Below are 26,742 nucleotides of genomic sequence, written 5' to 3'. Positions count from 1 at the left end.
TTTTTTTTTTAACACCTACAACACCCGCCCCGGGGCGAGCCGACAGCGATCGGCTCGCCCGGACTCATGAGAGCAAGGGAGACCGCGAATGCCCTACATCGACTCCACCTCCATCCAATGGGCGGCAGCCTCCAAGGCCGCCAACGCCCCGCTCCGAGCCCGCGCCTATAAGCACGACGGTGGCGACTTGAGCGTCATGGATTGGTTCTGCGGGGCAGGCGGGTCGGGCCAGGGCGCGGACGCCGTCCCCTTCCTGCGAGTGGCGCGCGCGGCGAACCACTGGAAGCAGGCCATCGAGACGCACCAGATGAACTTCCCGGGCGTCGCCCACTACATCGGCGACATCCGAAAGGCGCCGGTCTGGGCGTGGCCGATCACGGACATCTTCTGGGCCTCGCCGGAGTGCACGAACTGGTCGATCGCGAAGGGCAAGAAGAGGTCGTTCGCCAAGGCCGTGCAGGGCGACCTGATGAGCCTCTACGCGGACGTGGAAGAGGAGAAGTTCAAGACGGCCGACCAGGAGGGCGACGACAACGAGCCGACCGCCGAGGAGGAAGCCAGCCGGGCACTGATGGAAGAGGTGCCCCTCTACCTGCGCGGCGTGATCGAGCGCGGCGGATTGATCAAGGCGGGCGTGGTCGAGAACGTGGTCGACGTCAGGGCCTGGACCGAATGGGACCGGTGGCTCAAGGAGTTCCACAAGCTGGGGTACCGCACGAAGGTCATCGCGCTGAACTCGATGCACGCCGACCCGAGGAGCGTCCACAAGGCCCCGCAGAGCCGCGACCGGCTGTACGTCGCCTACTGGCACAAGAGCCTCGGCCGCACCCCGGACTGGGACAAGTGGCTGCGCCCCAAGGCGTACTGCGCGAACTGCGACGAGATGGTCAGCGCCCTCCAGGTCTTCCGCAAGCCGGGCAAGGACATGGGCCGCTACGGGTCGAGCTACGACTACAAGTGCCCCAAGAAGTCGTGCCGCGCGATCGTCCAGCCCGACGTCCTGCCCGCCGCGGCCGCCATCGACTGGTCCATCAAGGGCACACCGATCGGCAGCCGGCCGAAGTCCGACGACTGCCCCGAAGGCCTCGCGCCGAAGACGATGGCCCGCATCCGAGCGGGCGTGAAGAAGTACTGGCCGCGCCCCGGAGGCGACCAGGGCGGCCAGGAAGCGCTGTTCGCCGACCGGCCCGACGCCGACCGCATCGCCCCCTTCCTCGTGCCGACCGGCGGCACCTGGCGCAACGACCCGGCCAGCGTGAACCAGCCGATGCCGACCCGCACGACCGTCGAGTCCGACGCCGTGGTGGTGCCCCCGATCTTGATTCCGTGCGAGGGCCGCGAGGGTAAAGAGGCCATGCGGATGGACGAGCCGCTGCGCACCCAGACGACGCGGCTTGAGACGGCGATCGCCTACGTGCCGTTCGTGGTCCCCATGCGGGGCGGCGGCGACCTGGAGAAGGCCCGGCACATCGGCCACCCGGTCCACACCGTCTCGGCAGGCGGCAACCACCACGGCCTGGTCATGGCGCCCCGCCCGCTGATCATGCGGAACAACACCCCGAACGGCGACCCCGCCCAGATGGTCACCGTCGCGGACGAGCCGTTCCGGACCATGACGACCACCGGCCACCAGTCGCTGATCGCGGCGGACCCGCTGCTCGTGCCGTACTACGGCAATGGCCAGGTCCGGCCCGCCAGCGAGCCGGTCGGCGCCCTGCCCACCCGCGACCGGTACGGCCTCCTCGACGCCAACGGCGAGTACGACCTGGCGAAGGTCCTGTTCCGGATGCTCCAGCCCAAGGAGATCCAGCGCGCGATGGCATTCGGGGACGAGTACAAGATCCTGGGCAGCAAGCGGGACCAGATCCGGCAGCTGGGCAATGCCGTCACGCCTAACGCGGCCGAGGTCTTGCTGTGCGCCCTGGTCGAGTGCATCACCGGCGAGGACATCGACCGCTACGCGATGGCCGCCTGACCTGAGGATTTCCTCGACATACCCGGATCCAACCCGGAACCCCAGGGGTAGTCAGCCGTTGGACATAGTGACTACCCACTAGCCCCAATCCCCCTGATTACCGGCCGGACGGCCCCGCGGCCGTCCCCTGAGCTGGAGCCACGACCGGCCACGCCGAGCGTGCCCCCAGCCCGGGAGCACCCGGACCACCACACCCCACCCCGGAGGAACGCATGGCTCACAGGCTCATCCCCGCCAGCCTCGCCCTGGCCGTCGCTCAGGAAGCCGCCAAGCACGAGGACAACCCCCTGCGCGAGGGGCAGGTGTACGCCGTCCTGGTCGCCGCCGGGTACGACGCTCACGAGATCGCCGCACTCGCCAGCTCCACCTGGGAGCGGGTCGACTGGTGCCTCGGCCTGCTCAACCTCGCCGACAACGCGAAGAACGCCCTGGAGCAGGGAGAGCTGCCCCGCAGTCTGGCCGGACGCATCGCCCGGCTGAGCGAGCCGAACCAGCAGCTCATGCTCAACCGCTGGGTGCGCGGCGACTTCAAGAACGCCCGCCATGCAGAGCGCTACGCGCGAGCGATCCTGGAGGACGAGCAGCCGCTCCTGTCGTTCTGACCTGCGCTTTTCCTCGAAATACCCGGATCCAACCCGGAACCCCAGAGGTAGTCAGGCGTTGGACATAGTGACTACCCACTACCCTTCACCCCTCCCGAGGAGGCCCGCATGACCACCACCACGCTCCGCGAGTTCATCATCGTCGGCCAGTGCCAGGGCACCGGCTACACCCTGTGGGACGCCGCCCCCGCGCCCACCGACCCCGCCCGGCGCGCGGCGGTCCTCGAGGAACTCGGCGTCGAGGCGGCCGATGCCTTCGGCTCCGTCGAGACCGAGCACGGCGCGAACGCCCGCGAGGCCGTTGAGAACTTCCTGGCCGATATGCGGCGCCAGTCCGGCCTGGACGACTACGGGCTGACCGCCGACAGCCGGACCGACTGCCTCGGCCCGGACCTGCCCAAGAGCCTGGTGACCACCGTGCTCACCCGGGCCTGCGAGACCAGCGCCCGCGAGGCCGACCTCGCCCGCGCGGTGCTCCTGCGGGACACGATCCACTTCGCGGCCCGCCTCATCCGCGACGTCCTGCCCACCGCGGCCGCCATCACGGTGGACATCGACGACACCCAGCTGTTCGAGGTCCGCGACGAGCAGGAGGAGACCCTGTGGTTCGGGCCCGCCGCCGGGCCCGGCCACCTCCTCAACGACCAGATCGTGCACGAGGTCGAGACCCTGCTCCGCAAGGCCCTGCCCTTCGGCGGCCTGGAGGACGCCGGATGGGAGCAGTCCAAGGAAGGCCGCTACTACCGGGACGTCCAGCTTCCCGACCAGAGCACGCCCGCCTGGCCCGTGGCGGTCGCGCACGTTCGCCACGAGGCCACCGTCTGCGACGTCGAGGCGAAGCTGACCGAGGCCGAACACCCCTCCTTCATCCTCCTTGGCCTGGACGGCGAGCCCATGCGCGAGACCGCCGACCGCGTGCGCGCCGCGATCATCAACGCGGGCTACGCCTGGCCCGACGGCGCGATGCACGTCCAGCTCAAGGGCACCGGCGAGCCGGGCAGCACCGCCGACCTCGCCATCGCGTGCGCGATCCTCGCGGCGGCCGGCCATGTCCACCCGGCCTGCCTCAAGCGCACGGTCCTCCTCGGCGAACTCGCCCTGGACGGCAAGGTCCGCGTCACCCCCCGGACCCGGTACGCCGTCCGCTACGCGGCGGGCGGCTTCAAGCGGGCGGTCGTCGCCTCCACCGCCGCGACCACGACGCCTCTCATCCCGGGCGGCACCGTCTACGGCGTCCTGGACCTGCGCCAGGCCCTCGCCTTCATCGCGCGCACCGTCTCCCCCTGACCGGCACCGCGGCCGGGGAGCAGGCAGCGCTCCCCGGCCCCGGCCCGGCTCATCCAACCAGCTCACTCGCTCGCACCGAGAGGCACACCATGAACGACGACTTCCTGACCGGCGACGTCCACCTCGCGATCTACGGCCCCGACCGCTTCTCCAAGGCCACCCCGTTCGCGGAGAACGGCTACCTGTTCACCGTCCCGGGCACCTTCCCGGAGGACACCCCGGCGCACACCAACGTCGTCAACCAGGAGATGGCGGTCTACCGCACCAAGGACGACCCGGACGAGTGGGAGGTCCGCGACGTCGACGGGGACAGGCGGGTGTGGTCCACGGCCGGCTCTCGCCGCGAGGCGATCGGCCTGGCCTTCCTGGAGATCGCCCGCAGGCGCCGCATCGACGCGGCCCGCGTCGCCGAGAAGCGCAAGGCCGCCGGACTGGAGCCCATCCCGCCCTACCGGGTCGAGATCATCGACAGCGTCACCCTCGTCCTCGCCCCGACCAAGACGGCGGTCCTCGAGCGCGTCCAGCCCGCCGAGGGGGAGACTTCGGCCTGCTACCGCGTGCGCGACGTCGGCGGCGGCGAGCCCTACGAGATCCGCACTGACGAGGCCGTGTGGCACACCGTCACCACCGGCATCCTCCACGAGCGGTGCGGCCACGACCCCGACGACGCCCGCCGGTTCGAGAACGAGCCCGAGGCCCTGATCTACGCCAAGCACGGCCTGACCCGGTTCTGGGTGTGCACCGAACTGCCCAGCGCCGCCGACGAGCTGTTCACTGTCGACGGCAGCCACTACGGCCCCTACCCGGCCCGGCCCGCGCCGGACACCTGGAACGCGTACGAGCCGATCAGCGTCACCCGCGAAGTCGCCGAGCGCATCGCCCACGACCTCAACACCCTCAACGCCGGGTGCGGCCTGAGCGCCGAATGGAACGGCGCCGACCTCGTCTTCACCTGGGACCAGCGCTACCGGCACGACAACGGCACCGAGGCCGTCACGCCCGGCACGGACGGCCGCTACCTGATCGGCGGCCTGTGGCCGTGGATGCGGTGGGCCGACCGCGACTGACCAGCACGCCCCCCAGAGGCCCGGGACGACCTGTCCCGGGCCTCGCCCACGCCCAGAGAGAGGACCCCCGATGCGCCCGTTCCGACTCCCCGACGAGCACCTGCCCAGCATCGCCGACGGCTGGACCTGCCGGGCCTGCTCCACGGCCTGGCCGTGCGCGGAAGCCGCCGACCATCTCATGTCGCACCCGTGCACGTGCGGCCAGACCGTCTACCGCGAGACACGCGGCCCGAGGAACTGGCACACGGGGGAGCGCTGCTACACCCCGAAGGACGTCGTCGTGTGGCAGGCCGCCGAGATGGCCGCCGCCAGGCGCCCGCACTACCCGCCGAGCCACTTCTACCCGCCCAAGCCCGCCCGGCGCCGCCGCCAGCGCCCTCCGATCCCACGGCACCGGCCCACCGGCCCCGGCGACATCGGCGCGGGCACCTGGACGTGGGTCAAGCCCGGCGGCCTGCACCCCGGCTGGGGCGACATCCACCACCTCGCCATGGTCACCGTCGTCGGCGACTGGTGCGAGGTATGGCTGATCCTTGACGGCACCGTGCACGAGGTCCGCGCCGACCGGCTGCTCCTCGACGGCGGCCCCCGCACCGACCGGCCCCGCTGGTGGAACTGGACGATCGCCGAGCACCTCGCCCACCGGACGGCCCAGAAGCCCGCCACCGCCCCGACACCGGTCCAGGCTGGACTGTTCGAGGCGCCCACGCCCGTCTAAGCCGCCCAACCCCCCGAGCACTCTCCCTCCCCACGTGGCCGCCGAAAGGCGGCCACAGGCGTATCCACGCCCACCCAGCGGCCGGAATCCGCACCCCATCCACCGGACGGACGCGGATAAGCGCCCCGAATCCCGGCGCTATGTATAGTCCCGGACAGATCGGCTGTCCTGAGCAGCGGCGCAGCCGACCGCGCGCTGGTGGTGCAATGCAGCACGCTCGACTTCCGGTCGAGAGGTCCAGGTGCAAGTCCTGGCCGGCGCTCCACACAGGCCCCCGCCCACCCGGCGGGGGCCTGCTTCTTGCCCCGAGTTGGGCGGAAAGCCCGGATTGCCCCAGCTCAGCTATCCTCGCCGCCTCAATCGGCAGCAGTCCTCCGGGAGTGGCCCATGTTCCACGGATCGATCCCCGCGCCCCTCCGCTCGATCATCTACGAGCACGCAGGCACCTGGCCCGGAGAGGACATCTACGTCGGGTGCTCCGGGAACCTGACGATCGAGCGGGTGCTCTACAGCAAGTTCGGCAGCGACCGGCGCCTGCACGGCAACGACATCACCGCCTACAGCTGCGCCCTCGGCTGGTACCTCGCCGGTGAGCCCCTCGACTACACGCTCCGAGAGGAGTACGAGGAGACCCTCGGCTGGCTCCAGCCGTACCTGGAGGACCGCTCAGACCTCCTCGCTACCCTCATGCTCGGGACGCGGTTCCTGCAGTACGTCGGCAAGGAAGGCGTCTACTACCGGCGGATGCTGGACGCCACCCGCGAGCAGTGGCCGCGCATGCACGAGAAGACCGCGACGAAGCTCCGCGGCCTGGAGACCCGCCTCGGCTCGTTCTACGCCGGCGACGTCCGAGACTTCCTCGACGAGGTCCCGGCGGACGCGCCAGTGGTCATGTTCCCCCCGTTCTACTCGGGCGACTACCAGTCGCAGTTCGCGCCGATCGACGCGGCCTTCGCGTGGCCCGAGCCGTCGTTCCGCGACCTGGACGAGGAGGGCAAGGAACGCATCATTGAGCAGGTCCAGGACCGGCCGAACTGGGTCCTCGGCCTGCACATTGAGCGCCCGGAGCTGCGCCCCCAGCTCGCCGGCGTCGTCCAGACCGCCAACCGCGGCCTGCCGATCTACGTGTACGCGGCGGCCGGGCCGCGCCGCATCGTCCGCCCTCGGCAGCCCACCGAGCCGATCCGCATGCCGAAGATCGGCGCCGACGAGGATCTCGGCGACCGCATGACCATCCACGTCCTGACCGGCGGCCAGTTCGCTGCGATCCGCTCCCAGTTCATGTCGAAGTCCATCAAGCCCGGCAGCCCGCTCATCGCGTGCGCGGTCGCCGTCGACGGCAAGGTCATCGGCGCGTTCGCCTACCTCCCGCCGAAGTTCGACCCGAACACCGCCTACCTGATGTCGGACTTCCCGGTGTCGTGGACCCGCTACCGGCGCCTCGCCAAGCTGATCGTGATGGCCGCCTCCACGAAGGAAGCGCAGCTCCTCGTCCAGCGGTCGCTGTCCAAGCGCATCGACGGCTGGGCCACCACCGCCTTCACCGACCGGCCCAACAGCGCGAAGTACGGGCGCGGCATCCCGGGCGTCCGCCTCCAGAAGCGCACCGAGGCATCCGCCAAGGACCCGGGCGACGGTGTCCACCGCTACCAGCTCCAGTACGGCGGCCCCCTCGGCGCCTACGACCTCGCCGAGGCCCTCGCCCTCTGGAAGAAGAAGCACGGCAGCGACCTGCGATGACCGCGCCCCACCACGACGACCAGGCGCCCGCCTGGCGGGACGCCGGGCCCCCGCACCGCGGCCTCCTGTGCTTCGGCGGCCCGTACGGCGACTGGCTGTGCCGCTACCCCGCCGACACCCCCCACACCGACCACGCCCCCTACCGAGAAGGCGAGTACCGGCGATGACCGAGACCACCCCCGCCCCGTTCCGTCCCCGGCTCGTACGCCGCGACCCGCGCAACCTCACCCGCCTGGAGGTCAACGCCCGGTACATGAGGAAGGAGGAGTTCGACCGGCTCGTGGCCAACGTGAAGCGCGACGGCTGCCTCACCTCCACCCCGCTGATCTACTCGGGCGGCGAGTACGAGGAGGAGAAGGAACTCGTCCTCTCCGGGAACCACCGCACGATGGCCGCCATCGAGGCCGGGGTGTACGAGATCGACTGCATGCTCATCGAGGAGTACCAGTCCCCTCAGCAGCTCATCGCCCGGCAGCTCTCTCACAACGCCATCGCCGGCGAGGACGACCCCGCCACCCTGAAGCAGCTGTACGAGCAGCTCGACGACGTCGACTGGCGCGCGTACTCCGGCCTGGACGACGACCAGCTCAAGCTCCTCGCCGAAGTCAGCCCCGAGGGCCTGTCCGAGGCCAACCTGGACTTCGCCACCGTGAGCCTGATCTTCCTGCCGCCCGAGCTCGAAGCCGCCCGCGAAGCCTTCGACCAGACCCGCACCGGCCAGAACGAAAGCTGGCTCGCCGCACGCGCCGACTACGAGCAGACCCTGGAGACCCTCGCCTCCACCCACGCCGCCCACAAGGTCGGCAACGTCGCCACCGCCCTCCACGCCATCCTCGCCATCGTCGAGAACCACCTCACCGACCTCCAGGCCGGCTACCAGTCCCCAGACGGCGAACCCCTGCACACAGGGCACGTCGGCCTGGAGACCGTCATCGGCACCCGCACCCTCCCCGCCCCGGCCGCCATCACCATCAACAAAGCCATCGCAGCCGCAGAAGGCAGGGGCGAGATCGACCTAGGGCAGGGGTGGCGCCTCCTGGAGCGTCTCGCCGGTGAGTACCTGTCCGGCAGCAACCACGTCTCCGCCACGGACGGACAGCCGTGAGCAACCTGACCCCGATCCCCCTCGCCCCAGACCTGGACCCGTGGGAGCGCCAGCCCAACGAGACCCCCAAGAAGCACGGCCAGTTCGTCACCTACCGTGACCTCGGACGTACCCGAACCCTGGCAGAAGCCGCGCAAAGGCTGACACTCGCGTACGGGCACGTGAGGAACCTGGCGGTGGCGGGCCGGTGGCGTGAGCGGGTCGAGGCGTGGGACCGGCACCTGGACGCTCAGTACCAGGCGATGTGGCTGGAGGAGAGGCGCAAGGCCGCCGAGACCGACGCCAAGGTGCTGGGCGCAGCGGTCGGCAAGCTCGTGCAGCGGCTCCAGACGCTGCGGGCCGAGGAGCTGTCTGCCGGTGACTTCATCCGGCTTATGGACGTGGCCATGCGGCACCGGCGCGTCCTGTTCGGCGACCCCACCGAGACGATCGCGCTCACCTCGGACGGGAAGAACCCGCTGGCCGAGCGGTTCGCCGAGTTCGCGCAGATGCCTCCCGAGCAGCGCCGGGCCCGCCTCGCCGACCTGGCGGCGTCGGTGAACCAGCGGATCCGGGCGGTCGACGGCAGCGACGACGAAGAGGAGTAGCGGCATGAGCGTGGCTGTGAGCGAGCTGGAGCACCTGGACGACGGCGAGGTCTACCGGGAGCTGGAGGCCGCCCGGCGGTCCATGAGTCGAGAGCTGCTGCGCGACCCGGCCACGCTCGCTCGCGGCCTGGACCGCACGTACCGGATGCGCCCGCACCTGCGGGTGATCGGCGATGCCCTGGCCGAGGTCGGGCGGGGCGAGCAGGACCGGCTGCTGATCCTGACCCCGCCGCAGGTCGGCAAGAGCACCACGGTGGCGGAGTGGTTCCCGTTCTGGTGGCTGTGCCTGTACCCGATGGACCGGGTCGCGGTGACGTCGTACGGCGACGACCTGGCGCTGCGGCGCGGCAAGACGATCCGGGACTACGTGGAGGAGTACGGCGACGAGTACGACCTGCGGTTGCAGTGGGGCTCGTCGGCGAAGCAGGACTGGCAGATCACCGAGGGCGGCGGTGTGCGTTCGGTGTCGGTCGGCAAGGGGCTGACCGGCTTCGACGTGAACCTGCTGATCGTGGATGACCCGCACAAGGACCGCGCCGACGCCGAGTCTGAGGCGAGCCGGCGGGCGCTGCACGACTGGTATTCGTCCACCGCGCTTAAGCGCCTCCAGCCGGACCGGAACGCCGTGGTGGCGATCCAGACCAGGTGGCATCCCGATGATTTCGCCGGGCGCCGCCTGGAGGAGGAGGGTCGGGTCGAGGACGGCGGCCGGTGGAAGGTGATCCACCTGCCCGCGCTCGCCGACCCCAAGTTCGGGCCGGACCCGCTCGGCCGCGCCCATGGGGAGCCGCTGCCGCACCCGAAGATCCCCACGCGGGACAGGAAGCGGCTGGTGGCCTGGTGGGCGGAGATGAAGCGCACGTCGATCCCCCGGGACTGGCACGCCCTGGCGCAGGGCGACCCGCAGCCCGCTGAGGGAGCGCTCGTGTCGGAGGAGCTGCTGCGCCTCATCCGGGACACCACGACCGTGGTGGAGCCGCAGAAGATCGCCGTCTCGATCGACCCGTCGGGCGGCGGCCGGGACGTCGCCGGCGTCTTGGGCGGCTTCCTCGGCGACGACGGCCGCGTGTGGGTAACCCACGACGAGTCGGGGCCGATGTCGTCGGCCGAGTGGTCCTCTGCGGCGGCGAAGCTCGCCTACTCGACGAACGCGGCGATCATCTACGTCGAGTGGAACTTCGGCCGAGACATGTGCGTCCTGGCCATCCAGACGTCCTGGGAAATGCTCCAACGCGAAGGCGTGATCCCGAAGAACGTGCTCATGCCCGCCATCCAGCCGGTCCGCGCCAAGCAAGGCAAACTCCTGAGGGCGGAGCCGATCGCCCAGCAGATGGTGCAGGACAAGGTGCGCTTCAGGGGCCTGTTCACCGACCTCGAGCGCGAGTGGGCGACGTGGCAGCCCACCGACCCCGACTCGCCGGGCCGCATCGACTCCTCCTGTGTGCTGGTGTACGGCCTGATCCCCGAGGTCAACAAGGGCGCCATCGTCCACGCCCCGCTGCCGACCGCCCCCAACCCGGGCCAGTTCGGGCGGGGTGGGCCGGCGGCTGGCGCAGCGGCCCCCTACGGGCGGAGGATCGGTAAGTGAAGCGGGGAGTCCCCCGGACGGGCCTGACCGATGGCACACCGCCTGGAGGGGGACCATCGTGTCGACATGACGTCCCCTCCAAACCCGCCACGGCGCCGATGGAGCTGGAAGGGGGGCACGGTTGTAGCCGCAATTACGATTCTTCTGACCCTCGTCGGACTTTGGACCACGTGGCCAGAGGATAGGTGGCCGCGTCACCCCCCAGAGCCCAAGGTGTACGTCCAGCACGTGGGCTTCGGGTTCAAGCACGCCCTCTACCGCCCCGTCGAGGAACTTGATAATCCGCCTGAAGACGTCAAATACGCCTGCGGGCAGCGAACGGCGGAGTGGGTTCGGTCCATCGCTATTCCCAACGAGGCCCATGTCAGCTTCGTGCTGACCAGCGAACGGGACGAGTCCGTGGTCGTGCTGGGACTTACACCACACGTGCGCAAGCTGCCGGATACGGCGATGAACGCGACTGTTTCGACCTGCACGGGCGGCAACGGCATTGTGACGCGCCATGCGGATCTGGTGGTGGACAGCACGGAACAGCCCACGTTCCGGTTCACGGACGAGCGCGGCCGCAAAGTCGAACGGCTCAGGCTGAACCTCTCGAAGGGAGGCGCGGTCGACTTTCATGTCACGTCAAGAGCAGAGTCCCCTGGCGTCTACGAGTGGACGGCGGATCTTGAGCTGCTAGTCGGGGGCGAGCCTAAAAGCATCTCGATCACCAATGAGGGAAAGCCGTTCAAGATCTCCGGACCCGTGCGCGGCAAACCGGAGATCAACATGGTTGACAGACTTCCGGACGACAACGGCTACTGCTTGTCACACCCAGACGGCCGGTCCTGTTGAGCCTGGACGGGAAGAGGCGGAGAGGAGGGGCTGCGCTCGACCAGTAGTCACCTGACCCGGTTGCCCGATCTGCTGTACGTGGCGGGCCGGGCTTCGTCACACTGTTTTGCGTGAAGATGCCCCGAGTTGAGTGTCCCTGCTGCACCAGGCACATCGCCGCCGGGATAGTCGCTGGGCGCCCCGGCAAGGGCCGTCTGTGGCGGCACGACCCGACCGAGCGGCCCGAGCTGTTCGGTGACGCCCTCGTGTCCTGCACGGGGTCGCTGGAGATCGTGGACCTGCCCTCGCCCGTGCAGCTGGAGTTCGAGGAGCCCGACGAGCCGGTCGAGGAGGAGCCGGGGGGCCCGCTCGGGACGCTGGCGATGTTCTGACCGCTAGTCGCCCAGCCATCGCCGCATCGCCGCATCGTGCCGCTCGTGCCCGCGCAGGACGGTGGCGGCGTGCCGCTCGTTCACCGGCAGCAGCCGCGCCCCGTGGCGGCCGAACGGCACGCCCCGCCAAGCCTGCGAGGGGGACCACAGCCAGCCCCGTCGATGGGCGAACCGGCGCAACGCCATCTCGACGCGCTCGCGCCGGGGTTGCCGCCATGGGGGCCTGCGGGTCTGGTACCACCAGTTGAAAGGGGACCAGCCGCCGCGGGGACAGGCGCGCTTCACGCCGCCGATCCCCTCGTCGTCGGCCTCGCGCATCCGCCAGGCGCGGACCGCGCCCCACTCGACCATGCCGTGCGGCCGGCATGTCTCGCAGTCGGCATTCCTGCACGCCACGGCACCCACCGCCTTCGGGAATGGAGCGGGCCCCCGCGCTCGGGGTGCGGGGGCCCGTGAAACGGAGACACCGAGGAAGTGGCACCGACGGCCGGGGCATGCGCGAACCCCGCCGTCCGGAACGCTGGCTGCGGCATGACCGCCGGTGCCGTTCTCCCGGCCACGCACTTGCTCAAGGTGCGCGGGCCCGGACTGTAGCAGAGCAGACAATCGGTGTGCCGACGCCCGAAGGAGATCAAATCCCGTCCTTGCGCGACCAGTTGCGACGCACCATTTGCGCGGAATGACCTATAGTGCGCGCCGCAACGGAAGATCCTCGGCAAGGGGCCAGTCATGATCGACGCTCTAGAACTCGCCTTGCTGGCCTTCGCGGGCTACCGGGCAACACAGCTGGCCGTCCATGACACGATCCTCGACCCCGCCCGCGCAGTCGTCTTCGACTGGCACAGCCGCAACACCGACAGCACGGTGCGCAGCGCGGCCGTCACGCTGATCTCCTGCCCGTACTGCATGGGCTGGTGGATCTCCGGCGCCCTGCTGGCCACCTGGCTCCTCGTCACCGGCCAGTTCGACCAGGCCCCGCTCCTCGTCCATGGCGTCGAGTGGTTCGCGGTCGCCGGTGCGGCCGTTCTCCTCAACCGGATCGACGACACGCTCGGCGAGGTGGGCAAGTGACCAACCGCACGCTCACGGCCGCCGCCTCCCGGTACGTCAACCGCAAGGTCCGAGGCAAGGGTGCCGTCGACTCCGGATGGCAGACCCGCGCCTGGGAGCTGTACCACGCCGTCCCCGAAGTGCGGTTCTCCGCCTCGTACATGGCCAACGGCATGGGCGGCGCGACCCTCTACGCCGGGCGCCGCGCCGACGACGGCACGATCGAACCCGCCCCCGACAACCACCGCGCCTCGGAAATCGTGCAGCAGATCGCGGGCGGCCCCGACGGACAGTCCAAGCTGCTGACCGCCTTCGGCAAGCACCTCACGGTCGCGGGTGAGGGATGGATCGTCGTCCGCCCCAACTCCGAAGTCCTCGCGCCGGACGTTCCCGAGGACGGCCACGACTGGAAGGTGCTGTCCACCCGCGAGGTGCGCCAGCAGCAAGGCAAGCTCTCAGCCGAGATCGACGGCGAGGACGTCGAGATCCCGGCCGGCGACGAGGAGAAGCTCGACCCCGACGCGCCCGTGGCCCTGCGCGTGTGGGAGCCGGACCCGGAGCGGCAGATCGAGGCCGACAGCCCTGTACGCGCCAGCATCGACCTGCTTGAAGAACTGCTCCTGCTGAACGCTGCGGTCAAGGCCATCGCCCGCTCCCGGCTCACCGGCCGGGGCATCCTCCTCGTCCCCAAGGGCACGCGCTTCCCCACCCGACCTGGGCAGGGCGAAGCCGAGGACGACCTGATCGAGGTCCTGATGATGATCGCCGAGACGGCGATCCGCGAGCCCGAGAGCGCGGCGGCCACGGTGCCGATCGTGCTGGAGGTTCCAGCCGAGTCCATCAGCGACTTCAAGCTGCTGACGTTCGAGTCCAACTTCGACGAGCTCGCGCTGCGCCTGCGCGAGGAGGCAATCAAACGATTCGCCACCGGCCTGGAGATCCCCGGCGAACTGCTGTTGGGCATGGCCGACACGAACCACTGGGGCGCCTGGATGCTGACCTCCGAGGCGATCCGCATGGGCATCGAGCCCAAGCTCCAGACCGTGGCGCACGCCCTCACACAGCAGTGGCTGCGCCCCCTCCTCCAGGCCGAGGGAGATCCGGAGTGGCACAGGTGGCTCGTCTGGTACGACACCGCGGGCCTGCGCGTGCGCACCAACCGCTCGGAGACCGCTCTGCAGGCGTTCGACCGGGGCGTCATCAGTGCCGAAGCGCTGCGCCGTGAGACGGGCTTCGAGGAGTCCGACAAGCCCACCCCGGAAGAGGAGGAGGAGCGCAAGGCCAAGCAGAACCCCGGCAACGACGAGGAGGACCAGGAGCAGGAAGAGCAGGACCCGCCGAAGACGGACCTGCCGGTCGACGAGACCCAGGACGAGCCCGACACCCTGCCCGCCTCCGCGCGGCCGGCGCTCGGCGACGGCCTGCTGGCGGCTGCGGACGGCCTGATCTGGGCCGCCCTGTCCACCGCCGGCGACAAGCTGCTCCGCACCCCCGTGTGCCCCCGGCCCGAGCGCGCCAAGGCCCGCGAGATCCAGGCCGCAGCCCTGCACACCGCCCTCAAGGTCGAGCCCGGCCAGGTCGAGCAGTACCGCCTCCTCGACGGCGCATGGGCGCGCGTCCCCGAGATCGCCAAGCGGTACGGCCTCGACGCCACATGCCTGACGGCCGCGCTCGACGGCTACACCCGTGAGCTGATCGCCGCCGGGATCGAGCACTCCTACGACGTCGTGCCCGCCGTCGTCACCTCCTGCGTGGGGCTGGCGGCATGACCAGGCGAAGGAGCAGCACCGTGGCCGAACCACCGTCCCTGACCGTCCACGTCACCCCCGGCCCGGCCCGCGAGGACTGGTGCCCCACCTGCAAAGCCTGGACGCGGTTCACCGGCGACATCCTCATGCTGACCCCTGACGGCGTGGCCGTCGTCGGCACCTGGACCGCGTGCGAGATCTGCGACGACCTCGACGACCAGGAGGCCGGCCGTGGCTGACCTCATGTGGAAGGCCCCACTCGGCCACTCGGTGCCTTCGCACCGCGTCCACGGCTACTGCTCACACTGCCAGGGCCGGACCGTCGCGGAGGAGCTGGCCGCCTGGCAGGTCCGCGAGCAGGAACGCTACGAGGCCGCCGACGACCCGGACGACCAGCACGACGGCTCCATGCCGCTGATCGGCGACGTCAGCACCCGCACGTACGCCTGCCCGACGTGCGGCAGCGACGACGCGGTCCTCGACGCGACGTTCCTGGTGACCACGAAGGCCGCCGTGCACCAGGTCGGCCGGTTCGCGTTCTGCTTCGCCTGCGAGAAGCCCCAGGAGACCACCCGTGGCTGACTGCCGTCACGACCTCATCCTTTGCCACGACTGCGGGGGCCTCCAGGTCCTCGAAGCCCGGCCCCTCGACGTCACCAGCTTCGCCCTGAACGGCCCGGACGGGCCCATCGTGACGAGCGGGCCCACGACGCTGCACATCGCCCGCATCGACCCCTGCCCGAACACCCCCAGGGAGACCAGCAGTGCGCGACGGAACTGACGACCTGACGATCGAGGAGACCCCCAAGCAGCACGTCGCCCCGCCCGAGCACTCCCGGGCCGGCCACCGGGCGTTCGGCTGGTGCTCGCGCTGCCCCGGCCGCGAGGTGTGGGAGGAACTCCTGGCCTGGCGGCAGCGGGACAACAGGGCGGTCGGTGAGGGGTCGGCCCCGGACCGGATGCCGCATCCCAGCCGCGAGGGAGAGGCGGCCAGCTGTGGACGATGAGGAGCTGCTGAGCCTGCTGGAGCAGGCCGAGGAGGACGTGGCCGAAGAGGTCTCGGCCGTTCTGCAGGAGGTCGCCGACGAGTTCGCCCAGGAGCTGGCCGACGCCACCGAGATCGTCGCCGCCCGGTTCTCGGTGTCCCGGATCGCCCGCATGTGGACCAGCCGCATGCCGCGCATCCTGCGCCGCCTGCTGCGGGTGTCGGAGCAGGCCGCCGAGCACACCGCCGAAGCAGCGGACGCCGAGCTGCCCCCGGAGTGGGAAGACCTCCCCGGGCGCCACGAGGACGGCCGCGACCTTCCCCCGGCCATGAGCGAGTACGTCACGGTCACGGAGCACCTGCTGCGCGCCGTGGGTGACCGCCTGGCGGAGGCCGCCCGGGAGGAGCTGGCCGAGGGTGTCGACGCGGGCGAGGACATGGAGCAGCTCCGCGCCCGGCTGCGGGCACGGTTCGACCGCGAGGGCGCCCAGCTCGGCGAGGTCCGCGAGGAGCGCATCGCCCGCACCGAAGCCGGCCGGGCCTGGAACACGGCCACCCTCGGCGCAGCACGGGACGCCACAGGGCAGCCGGCTCCGATCGTGAAGCAGTGGATCACCCGCCGCGACGACCGCGTGCGCGAGGACCACGCCGACGTCAACGGCACGATCCGGCTACTGGATGAGCAGTTCACCGTGGGCGGCTTCAAGATGGACGCCCCCCACGACCCAACCGCCCCGGCCTCGCAGGTCGTGAACTGCCGCTGCATCCTCGCAGTCCACCCCGAAACCCAAGCCTCCGCCTTCCATCCGCAGGACCCACAGCGCGGCGGAGCCTTGGAATCCACGGCAGCAGCGAACGGGAGTCACCTCATGGGCGGGATGATCGCCCTCATGCCCACCGAAGGGGACGCGGCCCGCCTCGCCTTCGACGGCGGAGAAGCAGCCGACGAGCTGCACCTGACCTTGTACTTCCTCGGCGACGACGGCGCCTCCTGGACCGAGGAGCAGCGCACCGAGCTGGCCGACGGTGTGCGCGCGGCCGTCGGTGAACTCGAGGGACCGTTCACCGCGAAGGCCTTCGGCGTGAACCACTGGAACCCGCACACCGACAGCCCCTCGTGGGTGTGGGCCGTCGGCGACGACCGCGAACGCCCCGACGGCGCCCCCACCCTGGAACACGTCCGCCGGCTCGTCACCACGGCGCTGGAGGGCACGCACGACCGGCCCGAGCTGCCCGTACAGCACTCTCCATGGGTGCCCCACGTGTGCGCCCAGTACGGCGACGACCCGGGCGTCCTGCCGGGCCTGGTCGACCGCCTCGGCGACATCACCTTCGACCGCATCCGCCTCGCCTTCGGAAGCGAGCACATCGACGTCCCCCTTGGCCCCCAGCAGGAGGAACAGCCCATGCCTGACGAAGACCTCCAGGCCGCCGCGTCGCTGACGGTGCGCACCTGGTCCACCCCCGACGACACCGCCATCGCCTTCGAGGACGAGGAGACCGGCGACGGCCGGATCTTCAAGAAGGGCGCGCTGAAGTGGGACCGCAACCCCATGCCGCTCCAGTACGCCGACGAGATGCTGATGGGCCACCAGGGCGCGCAGCTCGCCGGCGCCATCAAGAAGGTGAAACGGGAAGGCGGCCGTATCACCGCGTCCGGCGTGCTGTACCGCACGCAGTCGGCCGGGCTCGACGCGGAGGTACTCCTCGACGAGGACGACCCGGTGCTCGGCATCAGCGTCGACCTGGACGACGTCGACATTCAGCTCGTCGACAAGACCCTCACCGAGGAAGACGCCGCCTGGCTGTTCGCATCGGCCAAGCTGCCGCACGCCAGCGTGATGCGGATGGAAGACGGCTCTGTGATGCTCACCGCGTCGACCCGCGCCGAGTGGACCGCATCCGAGGGGGCGCTGAGCCGGTCCCGCTACGACCTCCAGGTCATCACCGGCCCCGGCGGCGTCCTCACCGCCTCGGTGATCCGTGAAGCCTTCGGCGGCACGGGCGTCCTCACCGCGGCGGCCGGTGACGCTGACGACCCCGACAGTGGGCTGGTCGTCCACGAGCAGCACGCCGGTGAGTTCCTGCTGCGCATCACCCGCGCCCGACTGCGGGGCGCCACGCTGGTGGCGATGCCGGCCTTCAAGAACGCGCGGATCGTCCTCGATCCGGCACCCACCGAGGAGGAGACCGCCGCGGCGGCGCCGGTCATCACCGCGGCGGGGGAGACCCGAGACAGGGTCGTCACCTACGTGTGCTCCTCCCCGGCCGCCGTCGGCGCGCGGGACGTCTCCCGCGCCCTCGGCATGGCCATGAGCACCGCACGCGGGCACCTCAACGGCGCGGCCAAGGATGGTCGGATCGTCCGGCTCGCCCCGGGCCTGTTCTGCGGACCCTCGTCCATGCCCGAAGGCCACGAGGAGGAGGCCACCGCCTCCGCCGAACCCGTGAGCTTCGGTGAGCTGGACGAGATCGTGGCCTCGTTCTGGCAGGAGATGCAGGACTTGCCGCCGATGCCCGTCGAGTGGTTCCGCGAGCCGACCGCCGCGGAGCTGCCGCCCGGCTCGGAGGGCGTGCACGTCGAGGGCGGCCGGATCTTCGGGTGGGTGGCACAGTCCGGTGTGCCGCACGCCGGCTACCCCGGCAAGAACCTGACGATCGACAAGCTCGCCCAGCAGGGCCTGGACCTGACGCACTTCCTGCGCTCCCGGTTCGCCCTGGACGACGGGTCCACGGTGAAGTGCGGCGTGATCACGATGAACGTCGGCCACCACCGCGACGGCGCCGAGTGCGAGACAGACGCCTGTCTCTTCGACGACACCCGCACCGTCGCCGGGATCGTCACCGTGGGCATGTCGGAGGGCGGCATGTGGTTCGCAGGTGCGGCCAACCCGAAGATGAGCGACTGGGACCGGTCGGTGTTCAAGGGCTGCCAGCCCAGCTACCACCTCCGGCAGGGGCCGTCCGGTAAGTGGGAGCTGCGCGCGGTCCTCTCCGTGCCGACCCCCGGGCACTCCTCGCCGCTCCTCGTCGCCGCGGTGGTGGAACGCACCAACCTGGCCCTCACCGCGTCGGCGGCCGCCGTGGACGACACGTCCGGACCGCGTCCGGACGCGGATCAGGACGGCGTCCGGACGGCCTCCGCGAGCTCGACCGACACCGTGCCTGACCTGCCCGGACAGCGTCCGGACGTCACGTCCGAGGAACGTCCGGACGCCACGCCCGGCGAGATCCCCCAGGTCTATGTCGAGGCGCTCGCCGCAGCACTCGCGAACGGCGACTACGTCGACCTCCTCGCCGACGCCGTAACCCGTCGGCAGGAGCAGCGCCGAGCCGAGATCGAGGAGATGGCCGCCCTCGTTGCCGAGCAGACCCCGCCCGTCGTCACCGCCAGCGCTGCACAGAACGGAGCGAACTGATGGGATGCGCCTGCCAGGGAAACGCCAGCAAGCCCAAGTACGAGGTCGTCACCACGGTCGTCGACCCGCGCACGCAGCAGGAGAAGGAGAAGGTGGTGTTCACCTCGGCGAGCAAGCCGACCGCCACCACCGTCGGCAAGCGCTACCCCGGCTCCACCATCCGTGAGGTACCGCCGAAGAACGCCACCACCGCCAAGACGGCCGGACAGTAGCCCGCACGATCCACGTACAGCCCGCCCACCAGGGCGGGCAGTTACTATTCCCCCAGACGACTGCTGGTTGTGGGCCGAGTCTCTTGTGATCACGATCGCTGGAGACCCCGCCCATGGAAGAGTTCCAGATTCCCGAGGACGTCGCGGCCCTCGACAACGACCAGCTCGCCGAAGCGCTCGCCGGGGCCACCGAGGCGTTCCAGGCCCTGGCCTCTCAGAACCGCGTCGACGACGACACGATGGGCCAGCTCCGGGCCCTGTCCAACTGCGTCCAGAGCATCCGTCAGGAGCAGGCCGACCGCATCCAGGCCGCCGAGCGCACCGCCCAGGAGATCGAGGAACTCGCCGCCCAGGTGCGCGGCGAAGACCCGCAGGCCGCGCCCGCCGAGGAGCCCCCGGCCGCCGAGACCACCGCCGCGACCGAGCAGCCGGCACAGCCCCCAGCCGCGCCCGAGGCGCCCGCCACCCCGGCCGCGCCGACGGCGACCGCGTCGATCGGCCGCACCCTCGACCTGTCCCTCGTGCGCGCCCGCCAGCCGCGCGTCCTGCCGGAGCCCGCCGCGCCCGGCACGGTCATCACCGCGGCGGTCGACGTCCCCGGCTACACCCCGGGCGCCGAGCTGAACATGAAGCAGGTCGTCGCGGGCCTCATCTCCCGCGCGAACGCCCTCAAGACCGCGGGCGGCGGTACGGGCCAGGTGATCAGCTACCACCACCCGTACCCGGAGGAGCTGATCGTCACCGACTCGTCCTCGGCGCCGGAGGGCACGGAGGTCGCGCTGCGCGCGGCCGACCAGTCCCGCCTGCCGCAGCAGAACCTCGTCGCGAGCGGCGGATGGTGTGCGCCCAGCGAGACGGTCTACGAACTGACGTCGGTCGCCTGCCCGGACATGCTGTGGGACGCGCCCGAGATCCAGCTCGCCCGAGGCGGGCTCCGGTACTACACGACCCCGAGCCTCGACGTCGCGGCCATGACCTGGGTACACACCGAGTCGGACGACATCTCGGGTGCGACCAAGCCGTGCTTCAAAATTCCCTGTCCGGACCCGGTGGAGATGAGGTGTGACGCGGTCGGTGTCTGCTTGGAGGCAGGCATTCTGACGCAGCGGCACTTCCCGGAGCTGATCAACTGGTACCTGCGCAACGCGCTCGTCGCCCACGAGATCCGGCTCCGCTCGGTCCTGTTCGCTGAGGCCCTCGCCAGCGCCACGGCGGTCACCCTGACGGCGACGTTCGGCGCGCTCGCCCCTGTGTTCGCGGCGGTCGCCCTGCAGTCGGCCGACATGATCGAGCGTCACAGCTTCTGTGACTCGATCAGCCTCGAAGTGGTCTTCCCGTGGTGGAGCCGCCAGCTGTTCCTGGCGGACATCGCTCGCCGCAACGGCTGCTGCATCGACCAGGTGTCGACGGCAGACGTGCAGGACGTGTTCACGCCGCTGGGTGTGCGGGTCCAGTGGGCGCGGAACCTCATCGCGCCGACTGTGACCGGCGCGACCATCGGTCAGGCCGCCCCGGCGACCGCGTGGCCGGCGAACGTCAAGTTCCTGATCTACCCGGCCGGTCAGCTGCAGATCGGCCGCGGTGAAGAGGTCAACCTCGGCGTGATCCACGACAGCGTCAAGTTCAGCAAGAACGATTACACAGCGATGTTCAGCGAGGAATGCGTCGGCCTCATCGACCGCTCCGTGGACACGCGCCTCGTCACCGTCCCCGTCTGCCCCGACGGCTCCACCGGCGCCCAAGAGCCGATGACCTGCCCCGCGGCCTGACCCCTGCCCGCCCCCGACTGTGCCGGGCCTGTGACCTGAACACGGGCCCGGCACGCCCCGATTCGCAACGGAGGCGAGCATGGCCACAGGCATGGAGAAGGCCGTAGAGGCGATCCCTGGCCGGCCACTGCCGCACGGCATCCTGCTGAACAACTGCACGGACGTCCGCGACGTCGACGACGAGCACGAGCTGCTCGGCATCACCTGGCTCGCCCTCGGCTGCCAGCCCGTCGGCGTGTGGCGGGACCCCTGCCTGACCGACGAGTCCCCCGGCGAGGAGTCCCCGGGCGCACCGCCGCAGAAGGAGTTTCACCGGCCGGTCGTCGAGGCCGCCGAGCCGATCACGGTGTACGCGGGCGCCGAGTGCTCGACCATGGGCTGGTCCTACGCGGAGGCCCGCGCGCACGCCGAGGCCTCCATGGAGCTGGGCGAGCAGGAAGCGGTAGAGGCCGGGTTCTGGCAGCACCACCTGACCCAGGTCGCCGTGGACCTCACCCCGGCCGCCGGGGCCGTCAACATCGCCCAGGGCGTGGCCGCGCTGGAGGGCTGCCTCGCCGAGTCGTACGGAGGCGTCGGCACCCTGCACGTCCCGGCCGGCGCTGCTGCCCTGCTCGGCTGCTGCGCGCTGGCCCAGCGCGACGCCGAGGGCAACATCAGCACGCTCGCCGGGAACTGCGTCGTCATCGGCGCCGGATACTCGACGCTCAACACCGGCCCCGGCGGCATCCCCGCCGAACCCGGCACCGCCTGGCTGTACATCACCGGCCCGCTCGTCGTCCGCCGCGGGCCCATCGTCACGATTCCCGACAGGCCCGGCCCGTCCGTCAACATCCGCACGAATGACAGGCGGGTCCTGGTCGAGCGCACCTACGTGGTGTCGACGACCTGCACCGTCTGCGCGATCCAGGTGGTGACCTGCCCGTGACCGACTTCATCCGCATCGAGCCGACCCGCGAGCGGCGCGTGGCCTTCGCGCGCTGGGCCGTCGCCCAGAACCCGAAGATCCGCACCGTCAGCCCGCAGGCCTTCGCCGTGCCCGCCGACCTGTTCACCGGCCTGCCCGAGGAGCTTCTGATCGGCGCCACCGTCGATGGCCACCGCTACGTGAGCCCCACCGAGGACGAGCAGGCAGGGCCGGACGGCGGGCCCGAACTCCTCGGCGTGTTCCAGCCGGAGAGGGAAGGGACCGTCGGCGAGGCGCTGCCCGAGCTGCCCGAGGAGGCGTACCCGCCGGACGCCCAGCCGCTCGACGTCCACCCCGCCGAGGACGAAAGCGACCGAAGCGACCGAAACAGCAAGGACGATCGGCCCGAGTGCGCCGACTGCGGGCGCCCCTTCAAGAGCGACCGCGCGCTCGCCGCCCACCGCCGTCAGGCACACCCGGAGGACTGACGCTATGCCGGTCGAGCCCGCTCCGTGCACGCCCGAGGGCGGCAGCATCCCGATCGAGGTCAATACTCGGGCTCGCCGAGTGGAACTCGTCCCGGGCGTCACATGGGACGCCTCCGCCTACCCGACGCTCCAGTCCGTGACCGCGATCGCCCACGGCGGCACCGGAATCATCACCACCAGCGACGGGGCCAGCACCCTGCACACCGGCGAGGCGGCCACCTGGAGCGTCGCCCGCGACATCGACGCGGCCCTGACCGGCCCGCTCACCATCACCCCCGACACCGGCACTGTCACCGTCACGTGGACCCAAGAAGTACCGCTGTGAGTGCCGGGCGTAGTGGCTTGCTCGCCCACAAGAACAGCGACTAACCCCGAGGAGGGGGCCCATGTCCGGAACCAGCGGCAGCGTGGCAGCGGCCACGCCCGACGACGAGTACGAGATCCTGTGCGACAACGTCGGCAGCTTCCTGCGCCGGTACAGCACAGAGGACGGCGTGACGGTCGTCACGGACACCCAGCTGGACGGCACGACCGCCTACGTACCCACGGGCACGGTGGTGCGCTGTGACGCCGAGACGGCCCCGGCCCCCAACCCGCAGATCGACGGGACGATCCAGCGGCAGACCGGCGCGGGCACGGTCACCATCGCGGCCGGCGCTCGCTCCGTAACCCTGGTCGTCTACGCCGGATCGCCGACGGTGGCCATCGGCGGCGGCTCGGCCGTCACCGTCGCCGCGGGGACCGCCCTCACGTGGGGCGTGGACCGAGGCGGTGACGCGGGCGAAAGCCTCCAGGACGCCTACGTTTTCACCGGCGTTTCGGGCAGTGACTTCCTGGTGACGTCCACCAGGGAGCTGTGAGCGCGGGGGGTGCAGCCTCGCCTCCGGGGACTGGGGTCAACAGAAGTGTGCGGCGGCGCCCCCTAGCTATGCTGTGGGGGTAGCGCCGCTGGTTTTGGGCCGGGCCTCCTGATCGACCGGGAGGTATTGACGCCCATGCCATGTCCGCTTATCTCGAACCTGGACACGGTCCGGGTGACCAGGCTGGACGCCTGTGGTCGCCCGGTCTGTGGTGACGACAACGGGTTCGTTTTCGACTGCTTGGCGAGCATCGCCATGAACCCCAACGTCGACGAGGGCGACGACGTGAACTACCGCGCCGCGAATGGCCGTCAGTGCGGCTTCAAGCGCGGTTGTCCGACGTTCAACGGTTATGACCTGGAGGTCAATTTCTTCAGCGTCAGCCCGGAATTCATCGAGATCACCACGGGCAACCCGGTGGTCTTCGGATTCGATGGTGAGCCCATCGGCTACGACGACTGCTCGGTGCAGTGCCGCACCGGTTTCGCTCTCGAATTCTGGGCGGAAGCGTTGGGCGAGGACGTCTGCGAGGCCGAAGGAGCGGGCGGGGCCTGGCTGTACTACCTGCTGCCGTGGGTCACCAACGGCATGCTGGGCGACCTGGAGATCGGCAGCGAGGCGGTCACCCTCCAACTCACCGGCGCCACCCGGGCCGGTGGCGGCTGGGGCGTCGGCCCGTACAACGTCATGCCGACCAACCTGGCCGGCACGCCGGGCCCGATGCTCACCCCGGTCGGGGCGAGCTGCCACCGCCGGTACTTCCTCACCTCGGTCCCGCCGCCCGAGGCCGTCTGTGCCTACACGCCGGTCGCGGGCCCCCTCTGCTTGGCGTCCTGACCGTGACGGACCTCGACCTGGTCGTGCCGCTGCGGGAGGCCCCGTCCAACCAGCAACTCCGCTACGCGCTGAGGAGCTGGGTGGCGAACCTCCCGCACCGGCACCTGTGGATCGTCGGCTACAAGCCGACGTGGCTGGGCGGGGTCCGGCACATCCCCACCCGGCAGACGGGCACGAAGTACCAGAACACCACCGTGGCGATGCGGGCCGCGTGCGAACACCCGGACGTCAGCGAGACGTTCCTGTACGCCAACGACGACATGTTCGTCATGGAGCGGCTCGACGCCATGCCGGTGCTGCACCGCGGGCCCGTGCGCGAGGTCGAGCCGTACTACGTGGCCCGCGCCTCGGGCTCGTACCTGCGCGGGATGCGGGAGACGCGTGACCTCCTGGTCGACCAGGGGTTCGCGGACCCGCTGTCGTACGAGCTGCATGTCCCGCTGCCGGTGTCGAAGGCTGGGATGCTCAAGGCGCTGGACATCGGCCGGCACCTGACCGTCCTGCACAAGCGGACGGCGTACGGCGTGCTCAACGAGATCGGCGGGGAGCGGATCGAGGACGTGAAGGTGCTGCACCGCGGGCCGCGCTTCGACCGGTCGACGCCGTTCCTGTCGACCATGCCGGACAGCTTCGCGCACGGCGAGGTCGGCCGAGTCATCCGCAGCCGTTTCCCCATGCCGTCGGACTACGAGCTGCGGAGGCGCTGATGCCCATCGAGACGGGCCCGTGCGAGGCGTGGCCGACCGAGCTGTGCTGCGACGTCGAGAACGTCGAGCAGGAGGACATTGACCGCTGGACGCTGGTGGCGTCACGGATCTTGTGGGCTTTGTCCGGGCGCAGGATCGGGCCGTGTCCGGTCACCGTGCGCCCCTGCAAGCGGGCCTGCCTGGAGTCGTCGCCGTTCATCTCCTTCCAGTACGGCGGCGGCGTTGGCCCGTGGATCCCGTACATCGGCACCGATGGCCTGTGGCGCAACGCGTCGGTGTGCGGGTGCAGGTCGGACTGCTCGTGCGGCGAGCTGTGCGAGGTCTACCTGCCGGGCCCGGTCTACGACGTCACCGAGGTCGACGTCGGCGGCCAGGTCCTGGCCCCGGAGCAGTACCGGGTGGACGCGGCCGGCCGGCTGGTGCGGGTCGGCGGCGGCTGCTGGCCGTCCTGCCAGGACATGGCCGCCGCATCCGGCGAGCCCGGCACGTTCACCGTGACGTACCGGATCGGGCTGCCGGTCGACGAGGCCGCCACCGCGGCGGTCTCCGAGCTGACCTGCCACCTGCTGCGCGGATGCGGCGGCAGCGGCACATGCGGCTGCCGCGCGAACCGCAACCTGACCCGGATCTCCCGCCAGGGCGTGGACATGGAGCTCGCGGACCCGACGCTCATCTACAGCGAGGGCCGCACCGGCCTGCCACTCGCCGACCTGTGGCTGAGCACCGTTAACCCCAACCGCCTCACCAGCCCCTCCCGTGTCTACAGCCCCGACTTCCGGCAGCCGAGGGTGCAGCAATGGCCCTGAGCCCGCTCGTGATCCACGAGACCGCCGAGCTGCTCATGGCCTGCGTGTGCGCGGAGCTGACGGCCACGGCCGCCCGCGTGACAGGGCAGCCGGGATGTCCCTGCCGGTCCTGCGTGGTCCCGGGCACCCCGGCCTGGGACGACTGCGCGGGCGACTGCGTGCGTGCCGAGACGCCCGGCCAGCTCACCGTGCACTACGCGAGCATGGTGGCGACGTCGAACTTCCCCGTGGAGACCCGAGACGTCATGGGCAGCCGGAACTGTCTGCCGGTGCGGCCTGCCGCCGAGTTCGTCATCACGCTGCTGCGGTGCGCGCCGACGTACGACCAGCAGGGATGCCCGCCATCGTGCGAGGAACTCGCCGAGGCCGCCCGCATCCTCGCGGTGGACGCGACGTCGGTGTGGAACGCCCTTCAGTGCTGCTTCCCGGGCACGAGCGACGCCCGCCGCGGGCAGACGTTCGTCCTGGGCCAGCAGCGCACCGTGGGGCCGGAGGGCCAGTGCGTGGGCATCGAGCAGCGGGTCACGGTCTCTCTGCCGTCCTGCCGTTGCCCGGAGGGAGAGACGTCGTGAGCGTTGAAGTGCGGCTCAACCAGGGCCGGCTGACGCGGTTCCTGCGGCTGCGCGGCGGGATCGTCGAGCGCAGGCTTGCCCGGAAGACCGCGCGGGTGGCGGGCATCGCCCGCAACGAGGCGCCCGGGCGGATGGGCCAGTTCGTGGACTGGCACATCGAGGAGGGCCCGGACGGACTTCAAGGGGTGATCACGTGCGACCACCCGGCGGTGCGGTTCGTGCTGGACGGCACCCGGCCGCACATCATCCGGCCGCGCCGGGCGAAGGCCCTCCGGTTCGAGGCGGGCGGGCAGGTCGTGTTCGCCGCGTACGCCAGGCACCCGGGGACGAGGCCGAACAACTTCATGGCCAGGGCGTTGCGCATCGGCAGGTGATCGTGGGCGGGTGCGATAGTTGCAGTGCGCGGTCTGACCTGGGTGGGTCTGGACCTTGGAGAGGGGGCGGGGGGGGGGGGGCGGGGGGGCGGTGAGGGGGGGGGGGCGGAGGCGCCCGGGGGGGGGGGGGGCGT

Annotated in this window: 31 protein-coding genes and 1 tRNA gene; 31 read left to right on the top strand and 1 reads right to left on the bottom strand. The window is 70.7% G+C overall.

Annotation, left to right across the window (positions count from 1 at the left end):
* Nucleotides 1-88 precede the first annotated feature (88 nt).
* From ABZ923_RS34580 to ABZ923_RS34520, 13 genes are all read left to right on the top strand, one after another.
* Nucleotides 89-1,975 carry a DNA cytosine methyltransferase gene (locus tag ABZ923_RS34580; protein ID WP_361480048.1) on the top strand — a complete coding sequence of 629 codons (1,887 nt, stop codon included), beginning with the start codon at nt 89-91 and terminating at the stop codon, nt 1,973-1,975.
* 212 nt (nt 1,976-2,187) lie between these two features.
* The gene (locus ABZ923_RS34575; RefSeq protein WP_361480045.1) at nt 2,188-2,577 is read left to right on the top strand and encodes a hypothetical protein; all 390 of its coding nucleotides are present in this window, start codon (nt 2,188-2,190) and stop codon (nt 2,575-2,577) included.
* Nucleotides 2,578-2,685: 108 nt separating this feature from the next.
* Nucleotides 2,686-3,864, top strand: coding sequence for a magnesium chelatase domain-containing protein (locus tag ABZ923_RS34570; protein ID WP_361480042.1), 1,179 nt, complete (start codon nt 2,686-2,688; stop codon nt 3,862-3,864).
* A gap of 89 nt (nt 3,865-3,953) precedes the next feature.
* On the top strand, nt 3,954-4,931 hold the full coding sequence (locus ABZ923_RS34565; protein ID WP_361480039.1) for a hypothetical protein: 978 nt from the start codon (nt 3,954-3,956) through the stop codon (nt 4,929-4,931).
* 70 nt (nt 4,932-5,001) lie between these two features.
* The gene (locus ABZ923_RS34560; RefSeq protein WP_361480036.1) at nt 5,002-5,649 is read left to right on the top strand and encodes a hypothetical protein; all 648 of its coding nucleotides are present in this window, start codon (nt 5,002-5,004) and stop codon (nt 5,647-5,649) included.
* A 192-nt stretch (nt 5,650-5,841) separates the two neighbouring features.
* Nucleotides 5,842-5,914, top strand: a tRNA-Gly gene (locus ABZ923_RS34555).
* A gap of 122 nt (nt 5,915-6,036) precedes the next feature.
* Nucleotides 6,037-7,389 (top strand): hypothetical protein, encoded by a 1,353-nt coding sequence (locus ABZ923_RS34550; protein WP_361480033.1) that lies wholly within the window; start codon nt 6,037-6,039, stop codon nt 7,387-7,389.
* Nucleotides 7,386-7,556 (top strand): hypothetical protein, encoded by a 171-nt coding sequence (locus tag ABZ923_RS34545; protein ID WP_361480030.1) that lies wholly within the window; start codon nt 7,386-7,388, stop codon nt 7,554-7,556. The genes ABZ923_RS34550 and ABZ923_RS34545 overlap by 4 nt, the downstream gene beginning before the upstream one ends.
* Nucleotides 7,553-8,494 (top strand): ParB N-terminal domain-containing protein, encoded by a 942-nt coding sequence (locus ABZ923_RS34540; protein WP_361480027.1) that lies wholly within the window; start codon nt 7,553-7,555, stop codon nt 8,492-8,494. Before ABZ923_RS34545 ends, ABZ923_RS34540 begins: the two co-directional genes overlap by 4 nt.
* On the top strand, nt 8,491-9,081 hold the full coding sequence (locus ABZ923_RS34535) for a hypothetical protein (protein WP_361480024.1): 591 nt from the start codon (nt 8,491-8,493) through the stop codon (nt 9,079-9,081). Before ABZ923_RS34540 ends, ABZ923_RS34535 begins: the two co-directional genes overlap by 4 nt.
* A 4-nt stretch (nt 9,082-9,085) precedes the next feature.
* Nucleotides 9,086-10,669, top strand: coding sequence for a terminase family protein (locus ABZ923_RS34530; protein ID WP_361480021.1), 1,584 nt, complete (start codon nt 9,086-9,088; stop codon nt 10,667-10,669).
* A 228-nt stretch (nt 10,670-10,897) separates the two neighbouring features.
* Nucleotides 10,898-11,506, top strand: a complete 609-nt coding sequence (locus ABZ923_RS34525; protein WP_361480018.1) for a hypothetical protein — start codon at nt 10,898-10,900, stop codon at nt 11,504-11,506.
* 110 nt (nt 11,507-11,616) lie between these two features.
* Complete coding sequence (locus tag ABZ923_RS34520; protein ID WP_361480015.1) at nt 11,617-11,877, top strand: hypothetical protein; 261 nt, start codon at nt 11,617-11,619, stop codon at nt 11,875-11,877.
* A gap of 3 nt (nt 11,878-11,880) precedes the next feature.
* Here the strand turns inward: ABZ923_RS34520 and ABZ923_RS34515 are convergent, their stop codons facing one another.
* On the bottom strand, nt 11,881-12,273 hold the full coding sequence (locus ABZ923_RS34515; protein WP_361480012.1) for a hypothetical protein: 393 nt from the start codon (nt 12,271-12,273) through the stop codon (nt 11,881-11,883).
* Nucleotides 12,274-12,606: 333 nt separating this feature from the next.
* Here ABZ923_RS34515 and ABZ923_RS34510 point away from each other — a divergent pair, with 333 nt between their 5' ends.
* The 18 genes from ABZ923_RS34510 (at nt 12,607) to ABZ923_RS34425 (ending at nt 26,608) form a co-directional block, all read left to right on the top strand.
* Nucleotides 12,607-12,948, top strand: a complete 342-nt coding sequence (locus ABZ923_RS34510) for a DUF1360 domain-containing protein (RefSeq protein WP_361480009.1) — start codon at nt 12,607-12,609, stop codon at nt 12,946-12,948.
* Complete coding sequence (locus ABZ923_RS34505; RefSeq protein ID WP_361480006.1) at nt 12,945-14,696, top strand: hypothetical protein; 1,752 nt, start codon at nt 12,945-12,947, stop codon at nt 14,694-14,696. The genes ABZ923_RS34510 and ABZ923_RS34505 overlap by 4 nt, the downstream gene beginning before the upstream one ends.
* A 20-nt stretch (nt 14,697-14,716) precedes the next feature.
* The gene (locus tag ABZ923_RS34500) at nt 14,717-14,914 is read left to right on the top strand and encodes a hypothetical protein (protein WP_361480003.1); all 198 of its coding nucleotides are present in this window, start codon (nt 14,717-14,719) and stop codon (nt 14,912-14,914) included.
* Nucleotides 14,907-15,257, top strand: a complete 351-nt coding sequence (locus ABZ923_RS34495) for a hypothetical protein (protein WP_361480000.1) — start codon at nt 14,907-14,909, stop codon at nt 15,255-15,257. The genes ABZ923_RS34500 and ABZ923_RS34495 overlap by 8 nt, the downstream gene beginning before the upstream one ends.
* Nucleotides 15,250-15,456, top strand: coding sequence for a hypothetical protein (locus ABZ923_RS34490; protein WP_361479997.1), 207 nt, complete (start codon nt 15,250-15,252; stop codon nt 15,454-15,456). Before ABZ923_RS34495 ends, ABZ923_RS34490 begins: the two co-directional genes overlap by 8 nt.
* Nucleotides 15,440-15,682, top strand: coding sequence for a hypothetical protein (locus tag ABZ923_RS34485; protein ID WP_361479994.1), 243 nt, complete (start codon nt 15,440-15,442; stop codon nt 15,680-15,682). The genes ABZ923_RS34490 and ABZ923_RS34485 overlap by 17 nt, the downstream gene beginning before the upstream one ends.
* Entirely contained in the window at nt 15,672-19,079 is a 3,408-nt protein-coding gene (locus ABZ923_RS34480; RefSeq protein WP_361479991.1) for a phage minor head protein, read from the top strand. Before ABZ923_RS34485 ends, ABZ923_RS34480 begins: the two co-directional genes overlap by 11 nt.
* Nucleotides 19,079-19,291 carry a hypothetical protein gene (locus tag ABZ923_RS34475; RefSeq protein ID WP_361479989.1) on the top strand — a complete coding sequence of 71 codons (213 nt, stop codon included), beginning with the start codon at nt 19,079-19,081 and terminating at the stop codon, nt 19,289-19,291. The genes ABZ923_RS34480 and ABZ923_RS34475 overlap by 1 nt, the downstream gene beginning before the upstream one ends.
* 113 nt (nt 19,292-19,404) lie before the next feature.
* The gene (locus ABZ923_RS34470) at nt 19,405-21,060 is read left to right on the top strand and encodes a major capsid protein (protein WP_361479986.1); all 1,656 of its coding nucleotides are present in this window, start codon (nt 19,405-19,407) and stop codon (nt 21,058-21,060) included.
* A 79-nt stretch (nt 21,061-21,139) separates the two neighbouring features.
* Nucleotides 21,140-21,985, top strand: coding sequence for a cupin (locus ABZ923_RS34465; RefSeq protein WP_361479983.1), 846 nt, complete (start codon nt 21,140-21,142; stop codon nt 21,983-21,985).
* Nucleotides 21,982-22,452, top strand: a complete 471-nt coding sequence (locus ABZ923_RS34460; protein ID WP_361479980.1) for a hypothetical protein — start codon at nt 21,982-21,984, stop codon at nt 22,450-22,452. The genes ABZ923_RS34465 and ABZ923_RS34460 overlap by 4 nt, the downstream gene beginning before the upstream one ends.
* A gap of 4 nt (nt 22,453-22,456) precedes the next feature.
* Nucleotides 22,457-22,777 carry a hypothetical protein gene (locus ABZ923_RS34455; protein ID WP_361479977.1) on the top strand — a complete coding sequence of 107 codons (321 nt, stop codon included), beginning with the start codon at nt 22,457-22,459 and terminating at the stop codon, nt 22,775-22,777.
* A 61-nt stretch (nt 22,778-22,838) separates the two neighbouring features.
* Nucleotides 22,839-23,312 (top strand): hypothetical protein, encoded by a 474-nt coding sequence (locus tag ABZ923_RS34450; protein ID WP_361479975.1) that lies wholly within the window; start codon nt 22,839-22,841, stop codon nt 23,310-23,312.
* A 135-nt stretch (nt 23,313-23,447) separates the two neighbouring features.
* Nucleotides 23,448-24,149, top strand: coding sequence for a hypothetical protein (locus ABZ923_RS34445; protein WP_361479972.1), 702 nt, complete (start codon nt 23,448-23,450; stop codon nt 24,147-24,149).
* Nucleotides 24,150-24,151: 2 nt separating this feature from the next.
* On the top strand, nt 24,152-24,856 hold the full coding sequence (locus ABZ923_RS34440) for a hypothetical protein (protein WP_361479969.1): 705 nt from the start codon (nt 24,152-24,154) through the stop codon (nt 24,854-24,856).
* Entirely contained in the window at nt 24,856-25,662 is an 807-nt protein-coding gene (locus ABZ923_RS34435) for a hypothetical protein (RefSeq protein ID WP_361479966.1), read from the top strand. The genes ABZ923_RS34440 and ABZ923_RS34435 overlap by 1 nt, the downstream gene beginning before the upstream one ends.
* Nucleotides 25,653-26,234 carry a hypothetical protein gene (locus ABZ923_RS34430; protein ID WP_361479963.1) on the top strand — a complete coding sequence of 194 codons (582 nt, stop codon included), beginning with the start codon at nt 25,653-25,655 and terminating at the stop codon, nt 26,232-26,234. The genes ABZ923_RS34435 and ABZ923_RS34430 overlap by 10 nt, the downstream gene beginning before the upstream one ends.
* The gene (locus ABZ923_RS34425) at nt 26,231-26,608 is read left to right on the top strand and encodes a hypothetical protein (RefSeq protein WP_361479960.1); all 378 of its coding nucleotides are present in this window, start codon (nt 26,231-26,233) and stop codon (nt 26,606-26,608) included. The genes ABZ923_RS34430 and ABZ923_RS34425 overlap by 4 nt, the downstream gene beginning before the upstream one ends.
* The last annotated feature ends 134 nt before the right edge of the window (nt 26,609-26,742 follow it).

Source organism: Streptomyces sp. NPDC046881 (genome assembly GCF_040645015.1).
Taxonomy (GTDB): Bacteria; Actinomycetota; Actinomycetes; order Streptomycetales; family Streptomycetaceae; genus Streptomyces.
The sequence above is the reverse complement of the archived record's forward strand: the minus strand, read 5'-3'. Positions and strand labels throughout refer to the sequence as shown.